The organism is Mumia sp. zg.B17 (assembly GCF_019550915.1).
Taxonomy (GTDB): domain Bacteria; phylum Actinomycetota; class Actinomycetes; order Propionibacteriales; family Nocardioidaceae; genus Mumia.
Genome location: NZ_JAHWCI010000006.1, coordinates 704,226 through 724,847, shown reverse-complemented (window position 1 = coordinate 724,847; position 20,622 = coordinate 704,226). Strand labels below are relative to the sequence as shown.

General features: G+C 72.1%; 19 protein-coding genes. 15 read left to right on the top strand and 4 right to left on the bottom strand.

Features of this window, described 5'->3' with window-relative positions:
* Positions 1 to 51: 51 nt before the first annotated feature.
* From KV097_RS11990 to KV097_RS11980, 3 genes are read left to right on the top strand one after another with little or no spacing between them, the layout of a single operon-like run.
* Positions 52 to 1,437 carry an AAA family ATPase gene (locus KV097_RS11990; RefSeq protein WP_220365972.1) on the top strand — a complete coding sequence of 462 codons (1,386 nt, stop codon included), beginning with the start codon at positions 52 to 54 and terminating at the stop codon, positions 1,435 to 1,437.
* Positions 1,434 to 3,452 carry a VWA domain-containing protein gene (locus KV097_RS11985; RefSeq protein WP_220365971.1) on the top strand — a complete coding sequence of 673 codons (2,019 nt, stop codon included), beginning with the start codon at positions 1,434 to 1,436 and terminating at the stop codon, positions 3,450 to 3,452. Before KV097_RS11990 ends, KV097_RS11985 begins: the two co-directional genes overlap by 4 nt.
* A gap of 25 nt (positions 3,453 to 3,477) precedes the next feature.
* Positions 3,478 to 4,032, top strand: a complete 555-nt coding sequence (locus KV097_RS11980; RefSeq protein WP_301021848.1) for a DinB family protein — start codon at positions 3,478 to 3,480, stop codon at positions 4,030 to 4,032.
* 8 nt (positions 4,033 to 4,040) lie between these two features.
* On the opposite strand, the gene KV097_RS11975 is transcribed toward KV097_RS11980, so the two are convergent.
* Complete coding sequence (locus KV097_RS11975) at positions 4,041 to 4,790, bottom strand: IclR family transcriptional regulator (RefSeq protein ID WP_220365970.1); 750 nt, start codon at positions 4,788 to 4,790, stop codon at positions 4,041 to 4,043.
* Between the two features lie 80 nt (positions 4,791 to 4,870).
* On the opposite strand from KV097_RS11975, the gene hutH reads away from it, so the two are divergent.
* From hutH to KV097_RS11945, 6 genes are all read left to right on the top strand, one after another.
* Positions 4,871 to 6,475 (top strand): histidine ammonia-lyase, encoded by a 1,605-nt coding sequence (hutH, locus tag KV097_RS11970; protein WP_220365969.1) that lies wholly within the window; start codon positions 4,871 to 4,873, stop codon positions 6,473 to 6,475.
* A complete protein-coding gene (gene hutU / locus KV097_RS11965; protein ID WP_220365968.1) occupies positions 6,472 to 8,145 on the top strand; it encodes a urocanate hydratase in 1,674 nt (557 codons plus the stop codon). The genes hutH and hutU overlap by 4 nt, the downstream gene beginning before the upstream one ends.
* 11 nt (positions 8,146 to 8,156) lie before the next feature.
* Complete coding sequence (locus KV097_RS11960; protein ID WP_220366029.1) at positions 8,157 to 9,362, top strand: allantoate amidohydrolase; 1,206 nt, start codon at positions 8,157 to 8,159, stop codon at positions 9,360 to 9,362.
* The gene (locus KV097_RS11955; RefSeq protein WP_308289410.1) at positions 9,359 to 10,498 is read left to right on the top strand and encodes a formimidoylglutamate deiminase; all 1,140 of its coding nucleotides are present in this window, start codon (positions 9,359 to 9,361) and stop codon (positions 10,496 to 10,498) included. The genes KV097_RS11960 and KV097_RS11955 overlap by 4 nt, the downstream gene beginning before the upstream one ends.
* On the top strand, positions 10,495 to 11,637 hold the full coding sequence (hutI, locus tag KV097_RS11950; protein WP_220365967.1) for an imidazolonepropionase: 1,143 nt from the start codon (positions 10,495 to 10,497) through the stop codon (positions 11,635 to 11,637). Before KV097_RS11955 ends, hutI begins: the two co-directional genes overlap by 4 nt.
* Before the next feature lie 78 nt (positions 11,638 to 11,715).
* On the top strand, positions 11,716 to 11,868 hold the full coding sequence (locus tag KV097_RS11945) for a hypothetical protein (RefSeq protein WP_220365966.1): 153 nt from the start codon (positions 11,716 to 11,718) through the stop codon (positions 11,866 to 11,868).
* On the opposite strand, the gene KV097_RS11940 is transcribed toward KV097_RS11945, so the two are convergent.
* Entirely contained in the window at positions 11,865 to 12,305 is a 441-nt protein-coding gene (locus KV097_RS11940; RefSeq protein WP_220346464.1) for a DUF2000 domain-containing protein, read from the bottom strand. The genes KV097_RS11945 and KV097_RS11940 overlap by 4 nt on opposite strands.
* 49 nt (positions 12,306 to 12,354) lie before the next feature.
* Between KV097_RS11940 and KV097_RS11935 the strand changes: the two genes are divergently transcribed.
* The 4 genes from KV097_RS11935 to KV097_RS11920 all read left to right on the top strand — a co-directional run bounded on the left by KV097_RS11935 (position 12,355) and on the right by KV097_RS11920 (position 14,698).
* Positions 12,355 to 13,146: an AraC family transcriptional regulator gene (locus tag KV097_RS11935; protein ID WP_220365965.1), complete on the top strand. Its 792-nt coding sequence runs from the start codon at positions 12,355 to 12,357 to the stop codon at positions 13,144 to 13,146.
* 94 nt (positions 13,147 to 13,240) lie between these two features.
* Entirely contained in the window at positions 13,241 to 13,378 is a 138-nt protein-coding gene (locus KV097_RS11930) for a hypothetical protein (protein WP_220344010.1), read from the top strand.
* 44 nt (positions 13,379 to 13,422) lie between these two features.
* Positions 13,423 to 14,376, top strand: coding sequence for a non-homologous end-joining DNA ligase (gene ligD, locus KV097_RS11925; protein ID WP_220365964.1), 954 nt, complete (start codon positions 13,423 to 13,425; stop codon positions 14,374 to 14,376).
* Positions 14,377 to 14,431: 55 nt separating this feature from the next.
* A complete protein-coding gene (locus KV097_RS11920) occupies positions 14,432 to 14,698 on the top strand; it encodes a hypothetical protein (protein ID WP_220344012.1) in 267 nt (88 codons plus the stop codon).
* A gap of 68 nt (positions 14,699 to 14,766) precedes the next feature.
* Here the strand turns inward: KV097_RS11920 and KV097_RS11915 are convergent, their stop codons facing one another.
* The gene (locus KV097_RS11915) at positions 14,767 to 16,791 is read right to left on the bottom strand and encodes a glycoside hydrolase family 3 protein (RefSeq protein WP_220365963.1); all 2,025 of its coding nucleotides are present in this window, start codon (positions 16,789 to 16,791) and stop codon (positions 14,767 to 14,769) included.
* 156 nt (positions 16,792 to 16,947) lie between these two features.
* Here KV097_RS11915 and KV097_RS11910 point away from each other — a divergent pair, with 156 nt between their 5' ends.
* Together KV097_RS11910 and KV097_RS19535 are read left to right on the top strand one after the other, a co-directional pair.
* Positions 16,948 to 17,091, top strand: a complete 144-nt coding sequence (locus KV097_RS11910) for a hypothetical protein (protein ID WP_220346469.1) — start codon at positions 16,948 to 16,950, stop codon at positions 17,089 to 17,091.
* 79 nt (positions 17,092 to 17,170) lie between these two features.
* The gene (locus KV097_RS19535) at positions 17,171 to 20,056 is read left to right on the top strand and encodes a LuxR family transcriptional regulator (RefSeq protein WP_220365962.1); all 2,886 of its coding nucleotides are present in this window, start codon (positions 17,171 to 17,173) and stop codon (positions 20,054 to 20,056) included.
* Here KV097_RS19535 and KV097_RS11900 read toward each other — a convergent pair.
* Positions 20,031 to 20,549: a DNA polymerase ligase N-terminal domain-containing protein gene (locus KV097_RS11900; protein WP_220365961.1), complete on the bottom strand. Its 519-nt coding sequence runs from the start codon at positions 20,547 to 20,549 to the stop codon at positions 20,031 to 20,033. The genes KV097_RS19535 and KV097_RS11900 overlap by 26 nt on opposite strands.
* Between the last annotated feature and the right edge of the window lie 73 nt (positions 20,550 to 20,622).

Sequence of the window (20,622 nt, the reverse complement as noted above, 5' to 3'; positions counted from 1 at the left end):
CTCAGCGAAACGTCGTCGGTGGATCCTGGGGTCCCGGACTAGCGTGGAGACGTGAACGCCTCTCCTTCCACCGTCGGTGAGCTGCGCGCCGCCGGCCACGTCCAGAAGTCCGTCCGCGAGGAGGTCCGTGACAACCTCCTCGCCGCGCTCGGCGAGGGGCGCGACCCGTGGCCCGGCCTGCACGGTCTCGAGGACACGGTGCTCCCTCAGCTCGAGCGCGCGCTCATCGCCGGGCACGACGTCGTCCTGCTCGGTGAGCGTGGACAGGGCAAGACCCGCCTTCTGCGGACGCTGGTCGGCCTGCTCGACGAGTGGACCCCGGTCATCGACGGGTCAGAGCTCGGCGAGCATCCGTACGAGCCCATCACCCCGGCCTCCCGCCGGCGGGCCGCCGAGCTGGGCGATGCGCTGCCGGTCGCGTGGCGGCACCGCGACGAGCGGTACGCCGAGAAGCTCGCGACCCCCGACACGAGCGTCGCCGACCTGATCGGCGACGTCGACCCCATGAAGGTGGCCGAGGGCCGGTCGCTCGGCGACCCGGAGACCATCCACTTCGGCCTCGTCCCGCGCTCGCACCGCGGCGTCGTCGCGATCAACGAGCTTCCCGACCTGGCGGAGCGGATCCAGGTCGCGATGCTCAACGTGATGGAGGAGCGCGACGTGCAGATCCGCGGCTATGTGCTGCGCCTGCCGCTCGACGTCCTCGTGCTGGCCACCGCCAACCCTGAGGACTACACCAACCGCGGACGCATCATCACGCCCTTGAAGGACCGCTTCGGCGCGGAGATCCGTACCCACTACCCGCTCGAGCTCGAGGACGAGATCGCCGTCGTCAAGCAGGAGGCGCATTTCGTCGCGACGGTTCCTGACTTCCTCCTGGAGATCCTGGCCCGTTTCACACGGTCGTTGCGCGAGTCGAACGCCGTCGACCAGCGGTCGGGGGTCTCGGCCCGGTTCTCGATCGCCGGCGCTGAGACCGTCGCGGCGTCGGCGCTGCACCGCGCGACGATCCAGGGAGAGGCCACCGCGGTCGCCCGCGTGGTCGACCTCGAGACCGCGGTCGACGTGCTCGGCGGCAAGATCGAGTTCGAGACCGGCGAGGAGGGTCGTGAGCGGGAGATCCTGGACCACGTCCTCCGGACGGCGACGGCGGAGACCGTGCGGCACCGCCTGCGCGGCATCGACTTCGCCCTCCTGGTCGAGGCGTTCGCGGCCGGTGCGACCGTGATGACAGGTGAGCAGGTCGCGGCCTCGGACGTCTTGGCGGGCCTGCCGGTCCTCGGTGAGTCGGAGCTGTACGACGAGGTGATGGATCGCCTGGGGGCGGCGGCCGACGACGGAGAGCGGGCGAGCGCGATGGAGCTGGCCCTCGAAGGGCTGTTCCTCGCTCGCCGGATCGGGAAGGACTCCGCCGGAGGCGAGACGGTGTACGGATGACCAGGCGCGGCAGCTCGTACGGGCGTTACACCGGCGGAGACCCGCTGGCGCCCCCGGTGGACCTCGGGGAGGCGCTCGACGCCATCGGTGAGGACGTCATGGCGGGGTCGTCGCCGGAGCGTGCGGTGCGCGAGGTGTTGCGGCGCGGCACGAACGGTCAGGCCGGGCTCGACGACCTGGCGCGACGTGTCGCCCAGCGCCGACGTGACCTCCTCGACCGCCACGACCTCGACGGCACGCTGCGTGAGGCGCGTGAGCTCCTCGACCGTGCGGTTCTCGAGGAGCGCAAGCAGCTCGCTCGTGACCTGGACGACGACGCCCGGTTCGCGGAGATGCGGATCCAGGACCTGCCGCCGTCCACCGCAGCGGCGGTCTCGGAGCTCTCGGACTACCAGTGGCGCAGCACGCAGGCGCGCGAGGACTACGAGCGGATCAAGGACCTGCTCGGTCGTGAGCTCCTCGATCAGCACTTCGCCGGCATGAAGCAGGCGCTCGAGAGCGCGACCGACGAGGACCGCGCCCGGGTCGCGCAGATGATCGGCGATCTCAACGACCTCCTCGCGGCGCACCGTCGCGGTGAGGACACCGACGACCAGTTCGCCGAGTTCATGGAGCGCCACGGCGACTTCTTCCCGGAGAACCCGGAGACGGTCGAGGAGCTGATCGACTCGCTGGCCGCGCGGGCGGCTGCCGCGCAGCGGATGCTCGGCTCGATGACTGCGGAGCAGCGCGAGGAGCTGATGGCGCTGTCGGCGAACGCCTTCGGCAGCCCCGACCTCCAGGAGGCGCTCGGGCAGCTCGACGCCAACCTCCAGGCGCTACGGCCCGGCGAGGACTGGTCGGGCTCCGAGGAGTTCGGCGGCGACCAGGGCCTCGGGCTCGGGGACGGCACCGGCGTCCTGCAGGAGATCGCCGCTCTGGACGCGCTCGGCGAGCAGCTGTCGCAGGCCTACCCGGGGGCGCGGATGAGTGACATCGACCTCGATGCGCTGGAGCGGCACCTCGGTGAGGAGGCGGCGGTCGACGCGCGCACGCTCACCGACCTCGAGCGGGCGCTGCGTGACAGCGGCGCCCTCAAGCGGGGGACCGACGGCGCTCTGCGGCTGTCGCCCAAGGCGATCCGTCAGCTCGGGAAGTCGCTCCTGCGCGACGTCTCCCAGCGGATGTCGGGTCGCCAGGGTGCCCGCGACGTACGCCGGGCCGGCGCCGCGGGCGAGATGTCGGGGGCGACGCGCGAGTGGGCGTTCGGCGACACCGAGCCGTGGGACGTCACGCGCACTGTGACCAACGCCGTCGCCCGGACGGCGTCCGAGGGCCGCGACCCACGCGGCGGCGTTCGCCTCGACATCGGTGACGTCGAGGTCAGCGAGACCGAGGCGCGGACGCAGGCGGCGGTGGCGCTGCTCGTCGACACGTCCTTCTCGATGGCGATGGACGGCCGCTGGGTGCCGATGAAGCGGACGGCGCTCGCTCTCCACACGTTGATCCAGAGCCGGTTCCGCGGCGACCACCTGCAGCTGGTCGGCTTCGGGCCGTACGCCGAGGTGATGGAGATCGACCAGCTCACCGCGCTCGACGCCAAGTGGGACAAGGGCACCAACCTGCACCACGCGCTGATGCTCGCGAGCCGCCACTTCCGCAAGCACCCCAACGCCCAGCCCGTGCTGCTGATCGTGACCGACGGCGAGCCGACGTCGCACCTGGAGCAGGACGGCGAGGTCTTCTTCTCGTACCCGCCGGCACCACGGACAGTGGCGGTGACCGTCAAGGCGCTCGACGACGTCGGCCGCTTCGGGGCCCAGACGACGTTCTTCCGGCTCGGGGACGACCCCGGCCTCGCGAGGTTCATCGAGCAGATGGCGCGTCGCGTCGACGGGCGAGTCGTCGCGCCCGAGCTCGACGACCTCGGCGTCGCGGTCGTGGACAGCTATCTCGGATCGCGCGGCAGCTCGTCGTACGACGGTGGCTCGTACGGAGGATGGTTCGGGGGGCGTGGCTACTGGGTCGACGAGTAGGCCGTCGACCGTGGAGACTGTCGGGGTGAGCAACCAACGACAGTCTCCGGACATGTGGATGGACAGGCAGGACGACCCTCGCGAGAGCGACGCCCTGCCCGTCGGCGAGCGGGCGACGTTGCTCGAATACCTCCGGGTCTACCGGCTGACGCTGCCGATGAAGTGTGAGGGGCTCGACGCCGAGCAGATGGCGCGCCGGTCGGTCCCCCCGTCGTCGATGTCGCTGCTCGGTCTGGTCCGGCACATGGCTGACGTGGAGCGGACGTGGTTCCGGCAGGTCCTCGCCGGTGAGGACGTGCCGCGTCACTACCGCACGGCGGAGGACCGCGACGCGGACTTCAACGGTGCGGTCGCCGACGAGGAGGTCGTGGCCGACGCGTGGCGGCGGTGGGAGGACGAGGTCAACTACGCGGAGACGTTCGTCGAGGCGGCCGACGATCTCGGTGTGATCGCGCGCAACACCGAGCGTGGCGAGATCGCGCTGCGGGAGGTGCTGGTGCACATGATCGAGGAGTACGCCAGGCATATCGGCCACGCCGATCTGCTCCGCGAGTGCATCGACGGCCGCACGGGCCAGTAGGACGTCGCTCAGCGTGCGTGGAGACGGCGGTCGAGGGTGTCGGCGGTGGCGCGCACGGCGGTGACGACCGCGCCGTCGGTCACGTCCGCCGCCGACTCCCAGGTGACGGCGACCGCGGCACGGACGGAGGGGCCGGTGAGCGCGACGGCGACGGACCGGAACCCTGGCGTCACCTCGCCGTCCTCCGTGGCGTGGCCCCGTCGGCGGGTCGTGCCGAGTAGGTTGCGCAGCTGGGTCGGCGTGCGCGGGCCGACGTCGGTACGGCTGACGAACGCCGACGCGTCGGGATAGAGCGCACGGACCTGCGGGCGCGCCAGGGACGCGAGGATCGCCCGTCCGGACGCGGTCAGGTGCGCCGGCAGCCGTACGCCGACGTCGGTCACCAGCGACGGCCGACCCCGAGCGCGCTCCTCGAGGACGTACAGGACGTCCGACCCGTGGAGCACGGCGAGATGCGCCGACTGGCCGAGCGCGTCGACCAGCCGTGCCAGCGGGACGCGGGCCAGGCGGGCGAGCGGCTCCTGCTGGGCGAAGGCGAGCCCGACCTCCCACGCGCCGATCCCGAGCCCCCACGTGCGGTCGTCGGGGTAGTGGACGACGAAGTCCTCCTCCGCCATCGCGGCGAGCAGATGGTAGGCCGACGAACGGGGGAGCCCGATCTCAGCGGCGATCCGGCTGGCAGGGAGGGGCACGGGCTGGCCCGACAGGAAGCGCAGCACGCGCAGGGTGGCGGTGGCGGCCGGGACCGGACGAGTCACCTGGCTAGTGTCTCGTATCCGAGACGTCGGTGCGCGTGACGCCGTAGCGGCCGTCTGCCGTCGCCCCGTGCAATGGACCCATGCACACCGTCATCGTCGGTCCCGGGCCGCTCGCACCCGGGGAGGTCGTCGCCGTGGCCCGCGAGGGAGCCCGCGCGGTGCTGTCCGAGGACGCCCGCACGGCGATCAAGACCGCCCGTACCCATGTGGAGGCGCTCGCTGCGTCCGACGAGCCGGTCTACGGCGTCTCGACCGGCTTCGGCGCTCTCGCCACGCGGCACATCCCGGCCGACCGGCGTACGCAGCTCCAGCGCAGCCTGATCCGCTCCCACGCGGCCGGCACAGGACCGCGGGTCGAGGACGAGGTCGTCCGGGCGCTCATGCTCCTGCGTCTCTCGACCATGGCCACCGGCCGGACCGGTGTCCGGCTCGAGACCGCGGACGCATACGCCGCACTCCTGAACGCCCACCTGACGCCGGTCGTCCGCGAGTACGGCAGCCTCGGCTGCTCGGGCGACCTCGCGCCCCTCGCGCACTGCGCGCTGGCCGTCACGGGAGAGGGCGAGGTGGTGGACCGCAGCACGGGCGACGGTGCCGTACGCCCTGCGGCCGAGGCGCTCCGCGACCACGGGCTCACCCCGGTCGTCCTCGCCGAGAAGGAGGGCCTCGCCCTCATCAACGGCACCGACGGGATGCTCGGCATGCTCGTCCTTGCGCTGCACGACCTGCGGATGCTGCTCGACACCGCCGACCTCGCTGCGGCGATGAGCGTCGAGGGCCAGCTCGGGACCGACCGGGTCTTCGCCAAGGAGCTGATGGCCCTGCGGCCGCATCCGGGTCAGGCGACGTCGGCAGCGCACCTCCAAGCACTGCTGGCCGGCTCGGAGATCGTGGCGAGCCACCGGCACGGCGACGGCGTGGTCCAGGACGCGTACTCGTTGCGCTGCACCCCCCAGGTCCACGGAGCCGCCCGTGACACGGTCGACCACGCGGCGACCGTGGCGGAGCGCGAGCTCGCGTCGGCGATCGACAACCCGTCGGTGCTGCCGGACGGGACGGTCTCGTCGCACGGCAACTTCCACGGCGCGCCTCTCGCCTACGTCCTCGACTTCCTGGCGATCGCGGTCGCGGACGTCGCGGGCATCAGCGAGCGGCGTACGGACCGGTTCCTCGACGTGGCGCGCAGCCGCGGGCTGCCCCCCTTCCTCGCCGACGACCCCGGCGTCGACTCCGGGGCGATGATCGCGCAGTACACGCAGGCCGCCCTGGTCGCCGAGCTCAAGCGCCTCGCCGTACCGGCCAGTGTCGACTCGATCCCGTCCAGCGCCATGCAGGAGGACCACGTCTCGCTGGGGTGGTCGGCGGCGCGCAAGCTCCGCCGTGCGGTCGACGCGCTGACCCGGGTGCTGGCGATCGAGGTGATGGTCGCGGCGCGCGGGATCGATCTGCGCGCGCCGCTCGCCCCGGCCGCGTCGACCGGCGCCGCGGTCGGGCTGCTGCGCGAGCACGTCCCCGGGCCCGGTCCCGACCGCTTCCTCGCCCCCGAGATCGACGCGGCGGTGGCCCTCGTACGCAGCGGCGCGCTCCGTCCCCGATTTGTGCAGCTGGTCACGGAATCCGGTACCGAAAACCCTGATGACGTGCACACATCGGGGACGGGACCGACACAGGAGGCACCACGATGAGCACGCACCCACCCGTACGGGCGGCCCGAGGGACCACCCTCACCGCCCGCTCGTGGCAGACCGAGGCTCCGCTGCGGATGCTCATGAACAACCTCGACCCCGACGTCGCCGAGCGCCCGGAGGACCTCGTCGTCTACGGCGGTACGGGACGCGCCGCCCGGAGCTGGGCGGCGTACGACGCGATCGTGGACGCCCTGCGCACCCTCGCCGACGACGAGACGCTGCTGGTGCAGTCCGGCAAGCCCGTGGGCGTGTTTCGTACCCACGCGTGGGCACCGCGCGTCCTCATCGCCAACTCCAACCTCGTCGGTGACTGGGCGACCTGGCCGGAGTTCCGGCGACTCGAGGCCGAAGGGCTCACGATGTACGGCCAGATGACCGCGGGCTCGTGGATCTACATCGGGACCCAGGGCATCCTCCAGGGCACGTACGAGACGTTCGGCGCCGTGGCGCGCACGCTCCATGCGTCCGGCCGGCTCGATCAGCCCAGCCTCGCCGGGACCCTGACCCTGACCGCGGGTTGCGGCGGCATGGGAGGCGCCCAGCCCCTCGCGGTCACCATGAACGAGGGCGTGGCGCTCGTGGTCGACGTGGACGAGTCGCGGCTCGTGCGGCGGGTCGAGCACGGCTACCTCGACGAGCACACCCGTGACCTCGACGAGGCGGTCGAGCGCGTCCTCGCCGCCAAGAAGGACCGCCTCCCTCTCTCGGTCGGGGTGGTCGGCAATGCCGCCACGGTGTTCCCCGAGCTGCTCGCGCGCGGTGTCGCCATCGACGTGGTCACCGACCAGACCAGCGCGCACGACCCCTTGAGCTATCTCCCCGAAGGGGTCGCCGTCGCCGACTGGAGGACGCTGGCAGACCGCGACCCCGAGGAGTTCACCCGCCGCGCCCGCGCATCGATGGCCCGCCACGTCGAGGCCATGGTCGGCTTCATGGACGCCGGTGCCGAGGTCTTCGACTACGGAAACTCGATCCGTGAGGAGGCGAGGCTCGGCGGGTACGACCGTGCGTTCGCCTTCCCGGGCTTCGTCCCGGCCTACATCCGCCCGTTGTTCTGCGAGGGCAAGGGACCGTTCCGGTGGGCCGCGCTGTCCGGCGACCCGGCCGACATCGCCGCGACCGACCGCGCGGTCCTCGACCTCTTTCCTGAGGACGAGCACCTCCGCCGCTGGATCACCCGGGCGGGGGAGAAGGTGCACTTCGAGGGGCTGCCGGCCAGGATCTGCTGGCTCGGGTACGGCGAGCGTCATCGCGCCGGACTGCGGTTCAACGAGATGGTCGCCTCCGGGGAGCTCACCGCTCCGGTCGTGATCGGACGCGACCATCTCGACTCCGGCTCGGTCGCTTCTCCGTACCGCGAGACCGAGTCGATGGCCGACGGCTCGGACGCGATCGCGGACTGGCCGCTGCTCAACGCCCTGCTCAACACCGCCTCGGGCGCGACCTGGGTGTCGCTGCACCACGGGGGCGGTGTCGGCATCGGGCGCTCGATCCACGCCGGTCAGGTCGTCGTCGCCGACGGGACCAGCCTCGCCGCCGAGAAGATCGAACGCGTCCTCACCAACGATCCCGGGACGGGCGTGATGCGGCACGTCGACGCCGGGTACGACCGGGCGCGCGAGGTGGCGCACGAGCGCGGCGTGCGCATCCCGATGGAGGAGGGGTGAACGCGGTGAGCATGCTCGCCGCGATCGAGCGCATCGGCCGCGACCGTCGCACGGGAGGCTACCGCCGCTTCGCGTGGAACGACGCGGACATGGAGCTGCGCGAGTGGTTCGCCGGCGAGGCGGCGGCGCGCGGCATGGCGTACGAGGAGGACGGCAACGGCAACCAGGTCGCCTGGTTTGGGGCCGGCGCCAGCGGAGGAGACGGCGCCAGCGGGGGAGAGGGCGCGGACGCCCTGCTCCTCGGGTCGCACCTGGACTCCGTGCCCGACGGCGGCGCGTACGACGGGCCTCTCGGCGTCGTGTCCTCCTTCGCGGCGCTCGACCAGCTGCGACGGGACGGCTTCGTCCCGTCGCGGCCGATCGCCGTGGCCTGCTTCGCCGACGAGGAGGGCGCACGCTTCGGGGTCGCCTGCGCCGGTTCGCGCCTCGCAGCGGGGACCCTCGCGCCGGAGAAGGCCCTGGCGCTCACCGACGTCGACGGCTGCACGCTGGCCGAGGTGATGAGGGCGCGTGGCCGCGACCCGCGCAGGGTCGGCCGCAGCGCGTGGCTGGACCGTGTCGGTGCCTTCGTCGAGCTCCACGTCGAGCAGGGCCGCGCGCTGGTCCACTCCGGCGACGCCGTCGGCGTCGCGACGGCGATCTGGCCGCACGGGCGCTGGCGCCTCGACTTCTCCGGTCGCGCCGACCATGCCGGGACCACCCCGATGGAGGACCGGCGCGACCCGATGCCCGCGTACGCCGCCACCGTCGTCGCGGCGACCGCGCGCGCCGTCGCCGCCCAGGCGCGGGCGACCTTCGGAAGGGTCGTCGTCGAGCCGGGCGGGGCCAACGCCGTGCCGTCGCGCGTGTCGGGCTGGCTCGACGCCCGCGCGCCGGACGACGGCGCCCTCGCGCGGCTGATCGACACCGTCCTCGTCGATGCTCGCGCGGCGGCGGCGCAGGCCCGCGTGGGACTGGGGGTCACCGTGGAGTCTGCGAGCCCCGCGGTCGGGTTCGACACGGCGCTGCGCGAGAGGCTCGCCGCGGTGCTCGCGGCGCCGTCGTTGCCGACGGGCGCCGGCCACGACGCGGGCGTGCTGAGCCGCGTGGTCCCCACCGCCATGCTCTTCGTGCGCAACCCCACCGGCGTCTCGCACTCGCCGGACGAGCACGCCGACGACGCCGACTGTGCGGCCGGGGTCGACGCCCTGGCGACCGTGGTGCGGGAGCTCGCGTGACCACCTTCCCCGGTCTCGCCAACTGCCACAGCCACGTCTTCCACCGCGCCCTGCGCGGTCGCGAGGTCGGCGGTGCGACGTTCTGGGGATGGCGCGAGCGGATGTACGCCGTCGCGTCCGTGCTCGACCCCGACCTCCTCCACGACCTCGCCGTGGCGACCTACGCGGAGATGCGGCTGGCGGGGATCGGTGCCGTCGGCGAGTTCCACTACCTCCACCACGGCCCTGACGGCACCCCCTACGACGACCCGAACGCGATGGGCGAGGCCGTGGTCGCCGCCGCTCGCGACGTCGGCCTTCGCATCTGCCTCCTCGACACCTGCTATCTCGCGGCCGGGTTCGGGGTGCCGGTCGAGGGAGTCCAGCACCGCTTCTGCGACGGAGACGCCGACGCGTGGGCGTCGCGGGTCGACGACCTCGCCGGTCGCCACGCAGGTGCGGACGACGTCGTGGTCGGTACGGCGCTGCACTCCGTACGCGCGGTGCCCGTCGAGGCGCTCGCCACGGTCGCGCAGGCACTCCCCGACGCCCCGCTGCACGTGCACGTCTCGGAGCAGCCGCGGGAGAACGACGACTGCGTCACGGCCACCGGACGTACCCCGGTGGCGCTGCTCGCCGAGGCGGGGGTGTGGTCGACGCGGACCACGGCCGTGCACGCCACGCATCTCACCGACGACGACGTCACGACCCTCGGTGACGCACAGTCGTACGTCTGCCTCTGCCCCACCACCGAGGCCGAGCTCGCCGACGGCGTCGGGCCGTCGACGTGGTTGCGCGAGGCAGGCGCGCGCCTCACGCTCGGCTCGGACAGCAACACGGTGATCGACGTGTTCGCGGAGGCGAGGGCGGTGGAGATGCACCAGCGGCTGGTGAGCGGGCGGCGAGGGTGGTGGACCGCCGAGGAGCTCGGCGAGGCCGCGACCCGGACCGGCTACGCGTCCCTGGGCCTGCCGCCCGAGCTCGCGGACGCCGACGCGATCAGGCTGCGCGACTCCGTACGCCTGTCCGGTGTGTCCGAGCCCCTGTGGGCCGCGACCGCGGCGGACGTGGAGCCGCCCGCGAGCCTCCCGTACGACGAGGCGGACGTGGCGGAGATGATGCGACGCGCGGTCGCCACGATCTGGGAGCGCGCGTGACCAGCCTCCTGCTGACCGACATCGGCGAGCTGGTCACGTGGGACGACGACCGCCCGGTCCGTCGTGACGCCGCGCTCGTCGTGGACGACGGAAGCATCGCCTGGGTCGGCGAAGCCGCCGAGGCGCCGCCGGCCGACGACGTGGTGGACGTCGACGGGGGCACGGTCGTCCCCGGGTTCGTCGACTCCCACAGCCACCTCGTCTTCGCCGGCGACCGGGCTGCGGAGTTCGAGGCTCGGATGGCGGGTCGGGCGTACACCGCGGGCGGGATTCGCGCGACGGTCGCGGCCACCCGCGAGGCCAGCGACCACACGCTCGACAGGCAGGTGCGCAGGCTGCTCGCCGAGATGCGCAGGCAGGGGACGACCACCGTCGAGATCAAGAGCGGGTACGGACTCACCGTCGACGACGAGGCGCGCTCCCTGGCGATCGCGGCCCGGCACACCGACGAGACGACGTACCTCGGCGCCCACGTGGTGCCGGAGGGGACGACCACCGAGTCCTACGTCGACCTCGTCACGGGGCCGATGCTCGACGCCTGTGCCCCGCACGCACGGTGGATCGACGTCTTCTGCGAGGAGGGTGCGTTCGACGCCGAGGCCTCGCGCACGGTCCTGAGGGCCGGGCACGAGGCGGGACTCGGGCTGCGCGTCCACGCCAACCAGCTGGGCCACGGCCCGGGCGTCCGGCTCGCCTGCGAGCTCGGTGCGGCGGCGGTGGACCACTGCACCTACCTGAGCGACGCCGACGTCGAGGCGCTCGCGTCCTCCGGCACCGTCGCGGGCCTGCTGCCGGGGGTCGAGTTCTCCACCCGTCACCCCTACCCCGACGCCCGGCGTCTCCTCGACGCCGGTGTCACCGTCGCGCTGGCCAGCGACTGCAACCCCGGCAGCAGCTTCACCTCGTCGATCCCTTTCTGCATCGCTCTGGCCGTCCGCGAGATGGGGATGACCCCGTACGAGGCACTGCGGGCCGCCACGCTCGGCGGCGCGGCCTCGCTTCGCCGCGACGACGTCGGACACCTGCGGCCCGGGGCCCGGGCCGACCTGGTCGTGCTGGACGCTCCGTCCGCCGTCCACCTCGCCTACCGGCCGGGCGTTCCTCTCGTCCGGCGGACCATCACGCCTGCTGCCGGGTGAGCCGCGCCGCCGCTACCGTGACCGCCAAGGCAACGCGGCGGAAGCGGCCCTGGCTCATCAACACCTCGCGCGCGCACGATGTTCAGCGACGCGGGCTTCACCGACGTGACGGTCTCGTGGCTCGAGGGCTACTTCGGCACGGTGGCGTTCCAGCTCGAGCAGATGCACCGCCAGCTCCCGCGAGCACGGACGCTGACGCTGCGGCGGCGGGTCGGCTCCGCAGCCGCCTAGGGGTGGAGCCGTGCGCCTCTGACCGTCTTGTCCACGGCGTTGCGCGGTCCGTGGACGGCGACCCCGACGAGGTCGAGGGCCTCGGTCGGCACGGCACGCACCACCGCACGGTTCGCGTCGTCGTGGCCGGTGGCGAAGAGGTCCCGTGTGTAGATCGCCATCGGCAGCCCTCGTCGCAGGGCGGTGGCGTGGATGCGGCGCACGTCGTCGGACGTCGCGCTGAAGACGAGCATCGGTTGGCGCATCATCGGCAGGTACTGCCGGCCGTCGGCGTCCTCGTACGGCTCGCCGACCATGGCGTCGTCCCTGGTCGCGATGCCGCTGACCAGGAACGCGGTGACGTTGAGCTCCTGCCAGGGGAGGAGGTCGTCGCTCAGGACGATCGCGATCTTGGTGTCGAAACGGGTGGTGGGCGTCGGTTCCACGGCGGTCGTCATGCGCTCAGGATCGCTGCGTCCCGGCGGCGTGGTCTTGTACGTTCTTTGCATGGTCGACCGGGTCCGCGCGTGGCGACCCGACGTGCCGCACCTGCGGGAGGTGCTGCACGCCGAGTTCACCGAGCACGCCTACCCCAGTCACACCCACGGCGACTGGACGGTGCTCGTCGTCGACGCCGGGGCCGTCTCGTACGACCTCGACCGGCACCCGCACACCGCCGAGCCGACGACGGTCACGCTGCTCCCACCTCACGTGCCCCACGACGGCCGCTCGGCGCGGCTCGGGACCGGTTTCCGCAAGCGCGTGCTCTATCTCGACGAGTCCTGGCTGCCCACCGGGGCGGTGGGCCACAGCGTCGACCACCCGACGGTGGCCCGTCCCGACGCGGCCCAGGGCGTCCAGGGCGTGCACCGCGCGCTCGCGGGCGGAGACGTCCTCGAGGTGGAGTCGTGGTTGGCGCGCCTCCACGACGTTCTCGGCGAGCACCTGCACGGACCCGCGCCGTCGACGGCACCCGACGCGCCGCTGGCACGCCGGCTGCGCGAGCTGCTCGACCAGGCGGTGGTCGCCGGCGTGACGCTCGACGAGGCCTCCCACCTCCTGGGCGCCCATCCGAGCCACCTCGTACGCGCCTTCTCCCAGGCCTACGGGATCGCTCCGCACCGCTACCTCACGAGTCGGCGGGTGGACCTGGCGCGTCGGCTCATCCTTGATGGCCACGCGGTCGCGGACGCTGCCCACCGGGCGGGGTTCCACGACCAGGCGCACCTGACCCGTCACTTCCGCAGGGTGCTCGGCACGACGCCGGGGGTCTTCGCTCGGAGCGTCGGACCGATCTGAGGCACCTCTGCGCCGGACTAGGGCATGAGCCCGATGTGGGCTGCTACCTCAGACGACGAGAGTCGAGGCATCAGGACGAGAGAAGGAGACCCTGATGTACATCGATCCCGAGTCCTCCGTCGTGACGGAGATGAAGCACCGCATCGAGCGGCTGTCGATCTCCGGAGACGACCGCCGTGCCGAGAGCGTCCGTGGCGCGAGTACCCTCCGCCGCCGCGGACGGCGCCACTGAGCGGCGCCGCCCGAGATCGCGTCGCCCGTGCGAGGATCGCTCGCATGGGCGACGCGATCGAGGTGGAGGTGGGGACCCGTGACGTCCGCATCTCGAACCCGGACCGCGTCTATTTCCCCGAGCGGGGAGAGACCAAGCTCGACCTCGTCAACTACTACGTGTCGGTCGGGGACGGCATCGTCAACGCCCTGCGCGAGCGGCCCTGCATGCTGCACCGGTTTCCCAAGGGCGTCGCCGACAAGAAGGTGCACCAGAAGCGCGTCCCCGCCGGCGCCCCGCCGTGGTTGGAGACGGTGCGCGTGGAGTTCCCGCGCTACCACCGGCACGCCTACGAGCTGTGCGTCACCGAGCTCGCGAGCGTGGTCTGGGCCGTGCAGATGTCGACGGTGGAGTTCCACCCCTGGAACTCCCGCCGCGCCGACACCGAGAAGCCCGACGAGTGGCGCATCGACCTCGATCCGGGCCCGGAGTGCGACTTCGCCACCGTGCGCCGTGTCGCGCACGTGAGCCACGAGATCCTGGAGGAGCTCGGCGCGGTCGGCTGGCCGAAGACGTCGGGTGGCGCGGGGATGCACGTCTACGTCCGGATCGCGCCCGACCACGGCTTCGCTGACGTCCGCCGCGCCGCGCTCGCCTTCGCACGCGAGGTCGAGCGACGCGTCCCCGACGACGTGACGACGACCTGGTGGCGAAAGGACCGCGACCCGGCCAAGCTGTTCGTCGACTACAACCAGAACACTCGTGACCACACGATCGCCGCGGCGTACTCCGTGCGCGGTGTCGCGGACGCACGGGTCTCGGGGCCGATCCGTTGGGACGAGGTCGACGATGTCGAGCCTGCCGACATGACGATCGCGACGATGCCCCGCCGGTTCGCCGAGCTCGGGGATCTGCACGCCGGCATCGACGACGCCGTGTTCTCGATCGAGCCGCTTCTCGAGTGGGCAGATCGCGACGAGGCCGAAGGTGCCGAGCTGCCGCCCGAGGAGGGTGGCTGAAGGCGCGAGACCGCGCTAGCGTCGAGGGTTCAAGTCAGCGATCGAGAGGAACCCCATGCGCAAGATCTCCCTTCTCCTCGCCGCAGGTGCGGGGTACGTGCTCGGCGCCAGGGCGGGCCGGGAGCGCTACGACCAGATCGTGGCGCAGGCCAAGAAGGTGATGGGTCGCGATCTCGGACGGGGTGGCCCTGGCACGTCGGGCGTGCGCTCCGCGGAAGACGACATCACCGGCACCTACTCGACCACGCCGAGCGGCAACCACGTGGACGTCGACGAGACGGTGGCCTGGACCACCTCGACCGACACGTCCGGACGCCGCTGAGGCTGGCGGTCGCAGAGTTGGGCAGGGCCCGTCACCGGCGTCGGGGGCGCCGATGACGGGCCCTGGTCTCATCGGGCTCGCAGGCCGAAGCCGTACGGGTAGAGCGGGTCGTAGTCCGCGTCACCCACGTTGATCGGCTCCTGGTCGACGCTCCGCGGCCAGGTCACGGGCAGCGTGCCGGTGAACCGCTTCTTGCCGAACAGGACGTCGGCGACACCGGCGCCCTCGCTGCCCGGGAGCCAACCGGCCACGAGACCGTCGATCTTCGACAGCAGCGCCGGCGGGATCTCCAGCGGCCGCCCGGAGATGACGATCACGACGCACTCCGCGGCCTGGGTGCAGACGGTGTCCACGGCCCGCTGGTCGGCGGTGGACAGCTTCATGTCCTTGACCGGGCGGGGGACGCCGTTGTCCCCCGGGTCGGACTCCCACCGGGGCCCGCCGACGTCGCCGAAGCCCTCGGCGTACGGCGTCTCGCCGACCACGACGACACCCGTCGCGTTGCGGGGCACCGGCGTGGACGCGGTCTCGTCGAAGGTCACGTCGCGCCGGGAGGCGTCGTCGATGCCGTCGAGGATCGTGTCGCCCGGGATCTGGTGGTAGGACCCGCCCTGCCAGGTGATCGTCCACCCGCCGGCCTGGTTGCCGATGTTGTCGGCATTGCTGCCGGCCACGTACAGCGGCGCCCGCTTCGACAGCGGGAGGACGCGCCCCCGGTTCTTCAGGAGGACCTGCGACTTCGCGACGGCCTCGCGGGCGACCTTGCGGTGCTGGGCGCTGCCGATCTCGTCGATGTTGCGCCGGTCGGTGTACGGCTTCTCGAACAACCCGAGCTCGAACTTCTGCGTGAGGATCCGGCTGACCGCGTCGTCGATGCGCGACATCCGGACGCGACCGGCCTGGACCTCCTCGGTGAGCGCGGTGATGAACTCCTCGAACTGCGCCGGCTCCATCGCCATGTCGATCCCGGCGTTGATCGCCGTGCGCACCTGGGTGTTCCAGTCGCCGGGAAGCTGGTGGATGGCCTCCCAGTCGCTGATCACCAGGCCATCGAAGCCCATCCGGCCCTTGAGGACGCCGGTGAGCAGCTCCTTGTGGGCGGTCATCTTGAGGACGTTCGTGCCGACGCCGTCCTCGGTCCAGTCGACCGACGAGAACGACGGCATGACCGACCCGGCGCCGTAGCGCTGGATGGCGGGCCAGTACGGCGCGAGCGCGAGGCGAGCGAAGTCCCGGCGGCTGACGATCGTGATGCCCTGGTCGATCGTGTAGTCACCGGCCGACGTCCCGTAGGTGGTCAGACCGTCACCGGCGAAGTGCTTCGGCGTCGCCAGCACGCGGTCCGGGTTGTCCAGCTGGCCGCGCCGTCCCTGGAAGCCGCGCACTGCGACCGCCATCTCCGAGACGAGCCTCGGCGACTCGCCAAAGCTCTCGTACGTGCGGCCCCAGCGGTCGTCGCGCGCGACGCACAGGCAGGGAGCGAAGCTCCACTGCGGGCCGGTGGCACGGGTCTCCTCGGCGGTGATGTGGGAGATCTTCTCGACGAGCCTCGGGTCTCGGGTGGCTCCGAGCCCGATGTTGTGGGGGAAGACGGTCGCGCCGTTGAGGTTGGCGTGTCCGTGCACCGAGTCGACGCCGTACAGGACGGGGATCTTGAGCCGTGTGGCGAGGGCGGCGTCCTGGTAGCCGTCGACCATGTCGGCCCAGCCCTCGGCGGTGTTGGGCGTGGGGGTGGACCCGCCGCCGGACAGGATGCTGCCGAGCGCGAGGTCGGTGACGTCGGCCTGCGACGCGTTGGCGCGCTCGGCCTGGGTCATCTGGCCGATCTTCTCGGCCAGCGTCATCCGGGAGAGCAGGTCGGCGACCCGCTTCTTGGTCGACAGCCGCTCGTTCAGGTAGGCCGGCGTGCCACCCCGCTCACCCGCGGTCGCTGACGCCGCGCTGGCCGTACTGGCTGCCGGGGCGGACCCGGCCCCCACCCCGACCAGGCCGGCGACCAGAGCCGCTGCGGCACCGGTGACCAGAGCCGCGCGGCGGGCGGACGGTCGGTACGACCGGCCCGATGAATCTCTGTCTCGACGTCTCACGTTCATGAATTCCTCCAGGTCCGGTGTGACCTACGTCATACTGTTACCCGAATATTGCGTAGGCAAAAACAAATGGCAAGTGGAGATCTGAGGTAGCTGGAGGCGCCGACTCAGGCGTTCGCCCGATGGAGGCGCCTACCTCAGAGAACGAGGATCGACGTCATGATCCTCATGCCGGAGTACTACGTGAAGACCGAGATGGACCGTCGGATGGAGCAGGCGCATGGCGCGGTCAGGCGCCGCACCGTCCGCCGCCGGCTTCGTGCACGCGAGACCGGAGCGCGCTCCGAGCACCCGACGGCATGATGTCCGTCGTGGACACGATCGAGGTGCCCCCGGGTCAATGAGCTCGGACCTTGTCAGTGGGGTACGCGATCATGGGCACATGCCCGCCGACTGGAGAACGACTGAGCCCCTCGTCGGACGAGAAGGGGAGCTCGAGCGGCTGCTGATCGCTGCCGGTGTCGCCGATCCCGAGGCCCGCGGGGGTGTCCTCTTGAGCGGCGACGCCGGGATCGGCAAGACCCGTCTGCTGCGCGAGCTGGCGATCCGAGCCGCCGACGACGGTCACCGTGTGCTCGTCGGTCACTGTCTCGACCTCGGTGACAGCGCGATCCCGTTCCAGCCGTTCGCCGAGGTGCTGGCCGCCCTCGACGACCCCTCCCGCAAGGCGCTGTCCGACGCCCTGCCGCCCCTCGGCCCCCTGATGTGGGGCGCCGCCAACGGCACGGGAGTCGACCGGGGCGAGCTGTTCGCCTCCGTCGTGGCCGCCCTCGAGCTGCTCGCCTCCAGCCAGCCTGTGCTGGTGCTCGTCGAGGATGCCCACTGGGCCGACACCTCGACGCGTCATCTCATCCGTTACGTGCTCTCCCAGCGCTACGACGGCGCTGTCCGGTTCGTCATCTCCTACCGCAGCGACGACCTCCACCGCCGCCATCCGCTGCGTGCCGACGTGGCCGAGTGGAGTCGGCTGCCGGGCGTGCAACGACTCGACCTCGGCCCCCTCGCAGACGACGAGGTCCGTGCGCTCGTCCGGTCACGAGCGACCGCCTCGATCGACGCCACCGGCCTCGCCGCGATCGTCCGTCGGGCCGAGGGCAACGCGTTCATCGCCGAGGAGCTCGTCGACGTCGACGACAAGAACGGTCCGCTGCCCCCGACGCTGGCCGACCTGCTGCTCGTGCGTCTCGACCGCCTCGACGACGGCGGGAGGCAGGTGGTGAGAGCGGTCGCGTGTGCCGGTGCCGAGGTGGACGACGACCTGCTCGCCGCGGTTGTCAACCTCCCTCCGGACACCCTCGAGGACGGTGTCCGGGCCGCGTTGGACCACCGCATCCTGAGCCGCACGAGCAACGACGGCTACGCCTTCCGCCACGCCCTCCTCGCAGAGGTGGTCCGCGACGACCTCCTCCCCGCCGAGCGTCGCCGGTTCCACAAGGCATACGCCGAAGCACTGGCGGGTCGTGGCGACTCCGCTGACGTCGCGCGTCACGCGTTCGAGGCCGGCATGGCGGAGATGGCCTTCACCGCCAGCGTGCGCGCCGCAGACCGGGCGAGGCGGGTCGGTGGGCATGACGAGGCCGCCCAGCACTACGAGCGCGCGCTGTCGGTCGCGTCCGCGGCGCCACCCGGCACGGATCTGGTCGACCTCGTCGTCGCCACCAGCGAGGCGCTGACCGCGTCGGGATACGTCCGTCGGGCGGCAGGGGTCGTCGACGACTACCTCCAGGACGGTGCGGCGACGCTCTCCGACACCGAACGCGCCCGGCTCCTCGTCGCCTACGGCACCGCGACCGTCCTGGGCGACCGCGACGCCGAGGCCGCACAGGCGGTCGAGCAGGCGTTCGCGCTCGTGCCCGAGCAGCCGACGGCGCTGCGCGCCTCGCTCGAGGCCGTAGCCGCCCACGTCGCGGGAGCTCAGCGGCGCCACGACGACGCGATGCGTTGGGCGACCCAGGCCATGACGCTGGGCCAGCGCCTCGGCCTCAGCCGCGTCGTCGACGAGGCTGCCGCCACGAAGGCCCGGGTGCGAGCTCTCAGGGGCGACGACCCGGCCGGTGACGAGCGGCGGTTCCGGGAGGTTGCCGAGACCGCCCGAGCATCCGGCAACGTCGTCACCGAGCTGCGCGCCCACCAGCATCTCGCGTTCCTGTACCACGACCGTGGTGACCTCGACGCTGCCACGGCGGAGTTCCTCACGACGATGCAGGCGGCGGAGAAGGCGGGACGACGGTGGGCCCCGTACGGTTTCGACGGCCGTTTCTTCGCAGCCCTCACGGCCTATCTCCGTGGCCGGTGGGACCTCGTCGAGGAGCTGTGCGACGTCTCGGCCCTGCGCCCTCCGGCGGTCCATGCCGGCTCTCTGGAGTCGGTGCAGCTGCTCGTCGCCGCAGCGCGTGGTGACACGACTGTCCTGCCGCGCGCGCGTCGCCTGCGCGACTCCTTCTGGCACAGAGACATCGCGCTCGCGATCCACAGCGGCACGGCGGCCATCGACCTCGCGCCCGACGTCGCGTCGGCGCAGGCCTGGCACGACGATCTCGTCGCCTCGTTGGTCACCGACTGGGGCGGCCGCCGCGTCCCGGCGCGGTTGCGGATGGGGGCGCTGCTCGCCGGCCGCTACGCCGACGCGGCGCCGCACGTGTCGGCGTCGGAGCGAAGCGCGTTCGTCGAGCGTGCCGCTCAGCTGCGCGTCGACGCCGACCGGGCGGTCGAGGAGCGCGGGCCGTTCGGGCCCGAGGGTGAGGCATGGGGGCGCCGGCTCGATGCCGAGATCCTGCGCGTGCGCTGGACAGCGGGAGAGGACCTCGGCCTCCCAGTGATGCTTGAGGCGTGGCGCGGGGCGACAGGTGCGTTCGCGAAGCTCGGCCATGTCTACGAGGAGGCGCGCTCGACCTCGCGTCTCAGCTCCGTCCTGCACGCCGCCGGCGACATCGCCGGAGCCAAGCAGGTGGCCAGCGCTGCCCACGAGACGGCGGTGTCGCTGGGCGCCGAGCCGCTGGTGCGTCAGCTCGAGCAGCTCGCGGGGGCGACGGCTGTTGCGGGTGGCCGGACGGCGGTGCCGCAGGCATCGGCCGGAGAGAAGCCCCTGACCGCACGCGAGCGTGAGGTGCTCGACCACCTTGTCGAAGGCCGTACCAACGGCGAGATCGCCACGCTGCTGTTCATCAGCACCAAGACGGTGTCGGTGCACGTCTCCAACATCCTCGCCAAGCTCGGTGCGGCCACACGCACCGAGGCGGCCGCTATCGCACGTCGTCAGAGGGCTTGAAGGCCCGCTCGAGCTCGGCGTTCGTCCGTCCGCTCAGCACGGAGGTGAGCCCGTCGCGAGCGGGGTCTGCACCGGCTTCCACCCCGGGCCCGCGCATCTTCACCAGGATCCACTGCTCCTTCCCGCCTGCCTCACCGGTTCGGGTCAGCGCGTAGGGCCCGCTCAGCCGTCGACCGTGAAGGTCGACCACCAGGTGCCCATCGGCGAGCGCATCGCCTGCGGAGACCGGTGTCCCGGCACGGGTCGTGAGGTGGTCGTACGTGCCGCTGTCCCACACGATGACGCTGCCGGGGCGGCTCCCGTCGCGTGCGTACGCCCCTTCGTACGTGGCGTGCGCCAGGTCGTGGTCGTCGGTGCGGATGGCGAGCCGCCGCACCGACGGATCGGGAGAGGGCCCTTTCGGGACGGCCCACGAGACGAGGACCCCCGCGACCTCCAGCCTGAGGTCGTGGTGGAGGACACGGGCATGGTGCCGCTGGCACACGTACAGCATCCCGGCACCGTAGCCGCTCACTCGGCCGTCGCGTGATGAGCGAGAACCCGCGCACGCTGAGAGGCTGACCAGC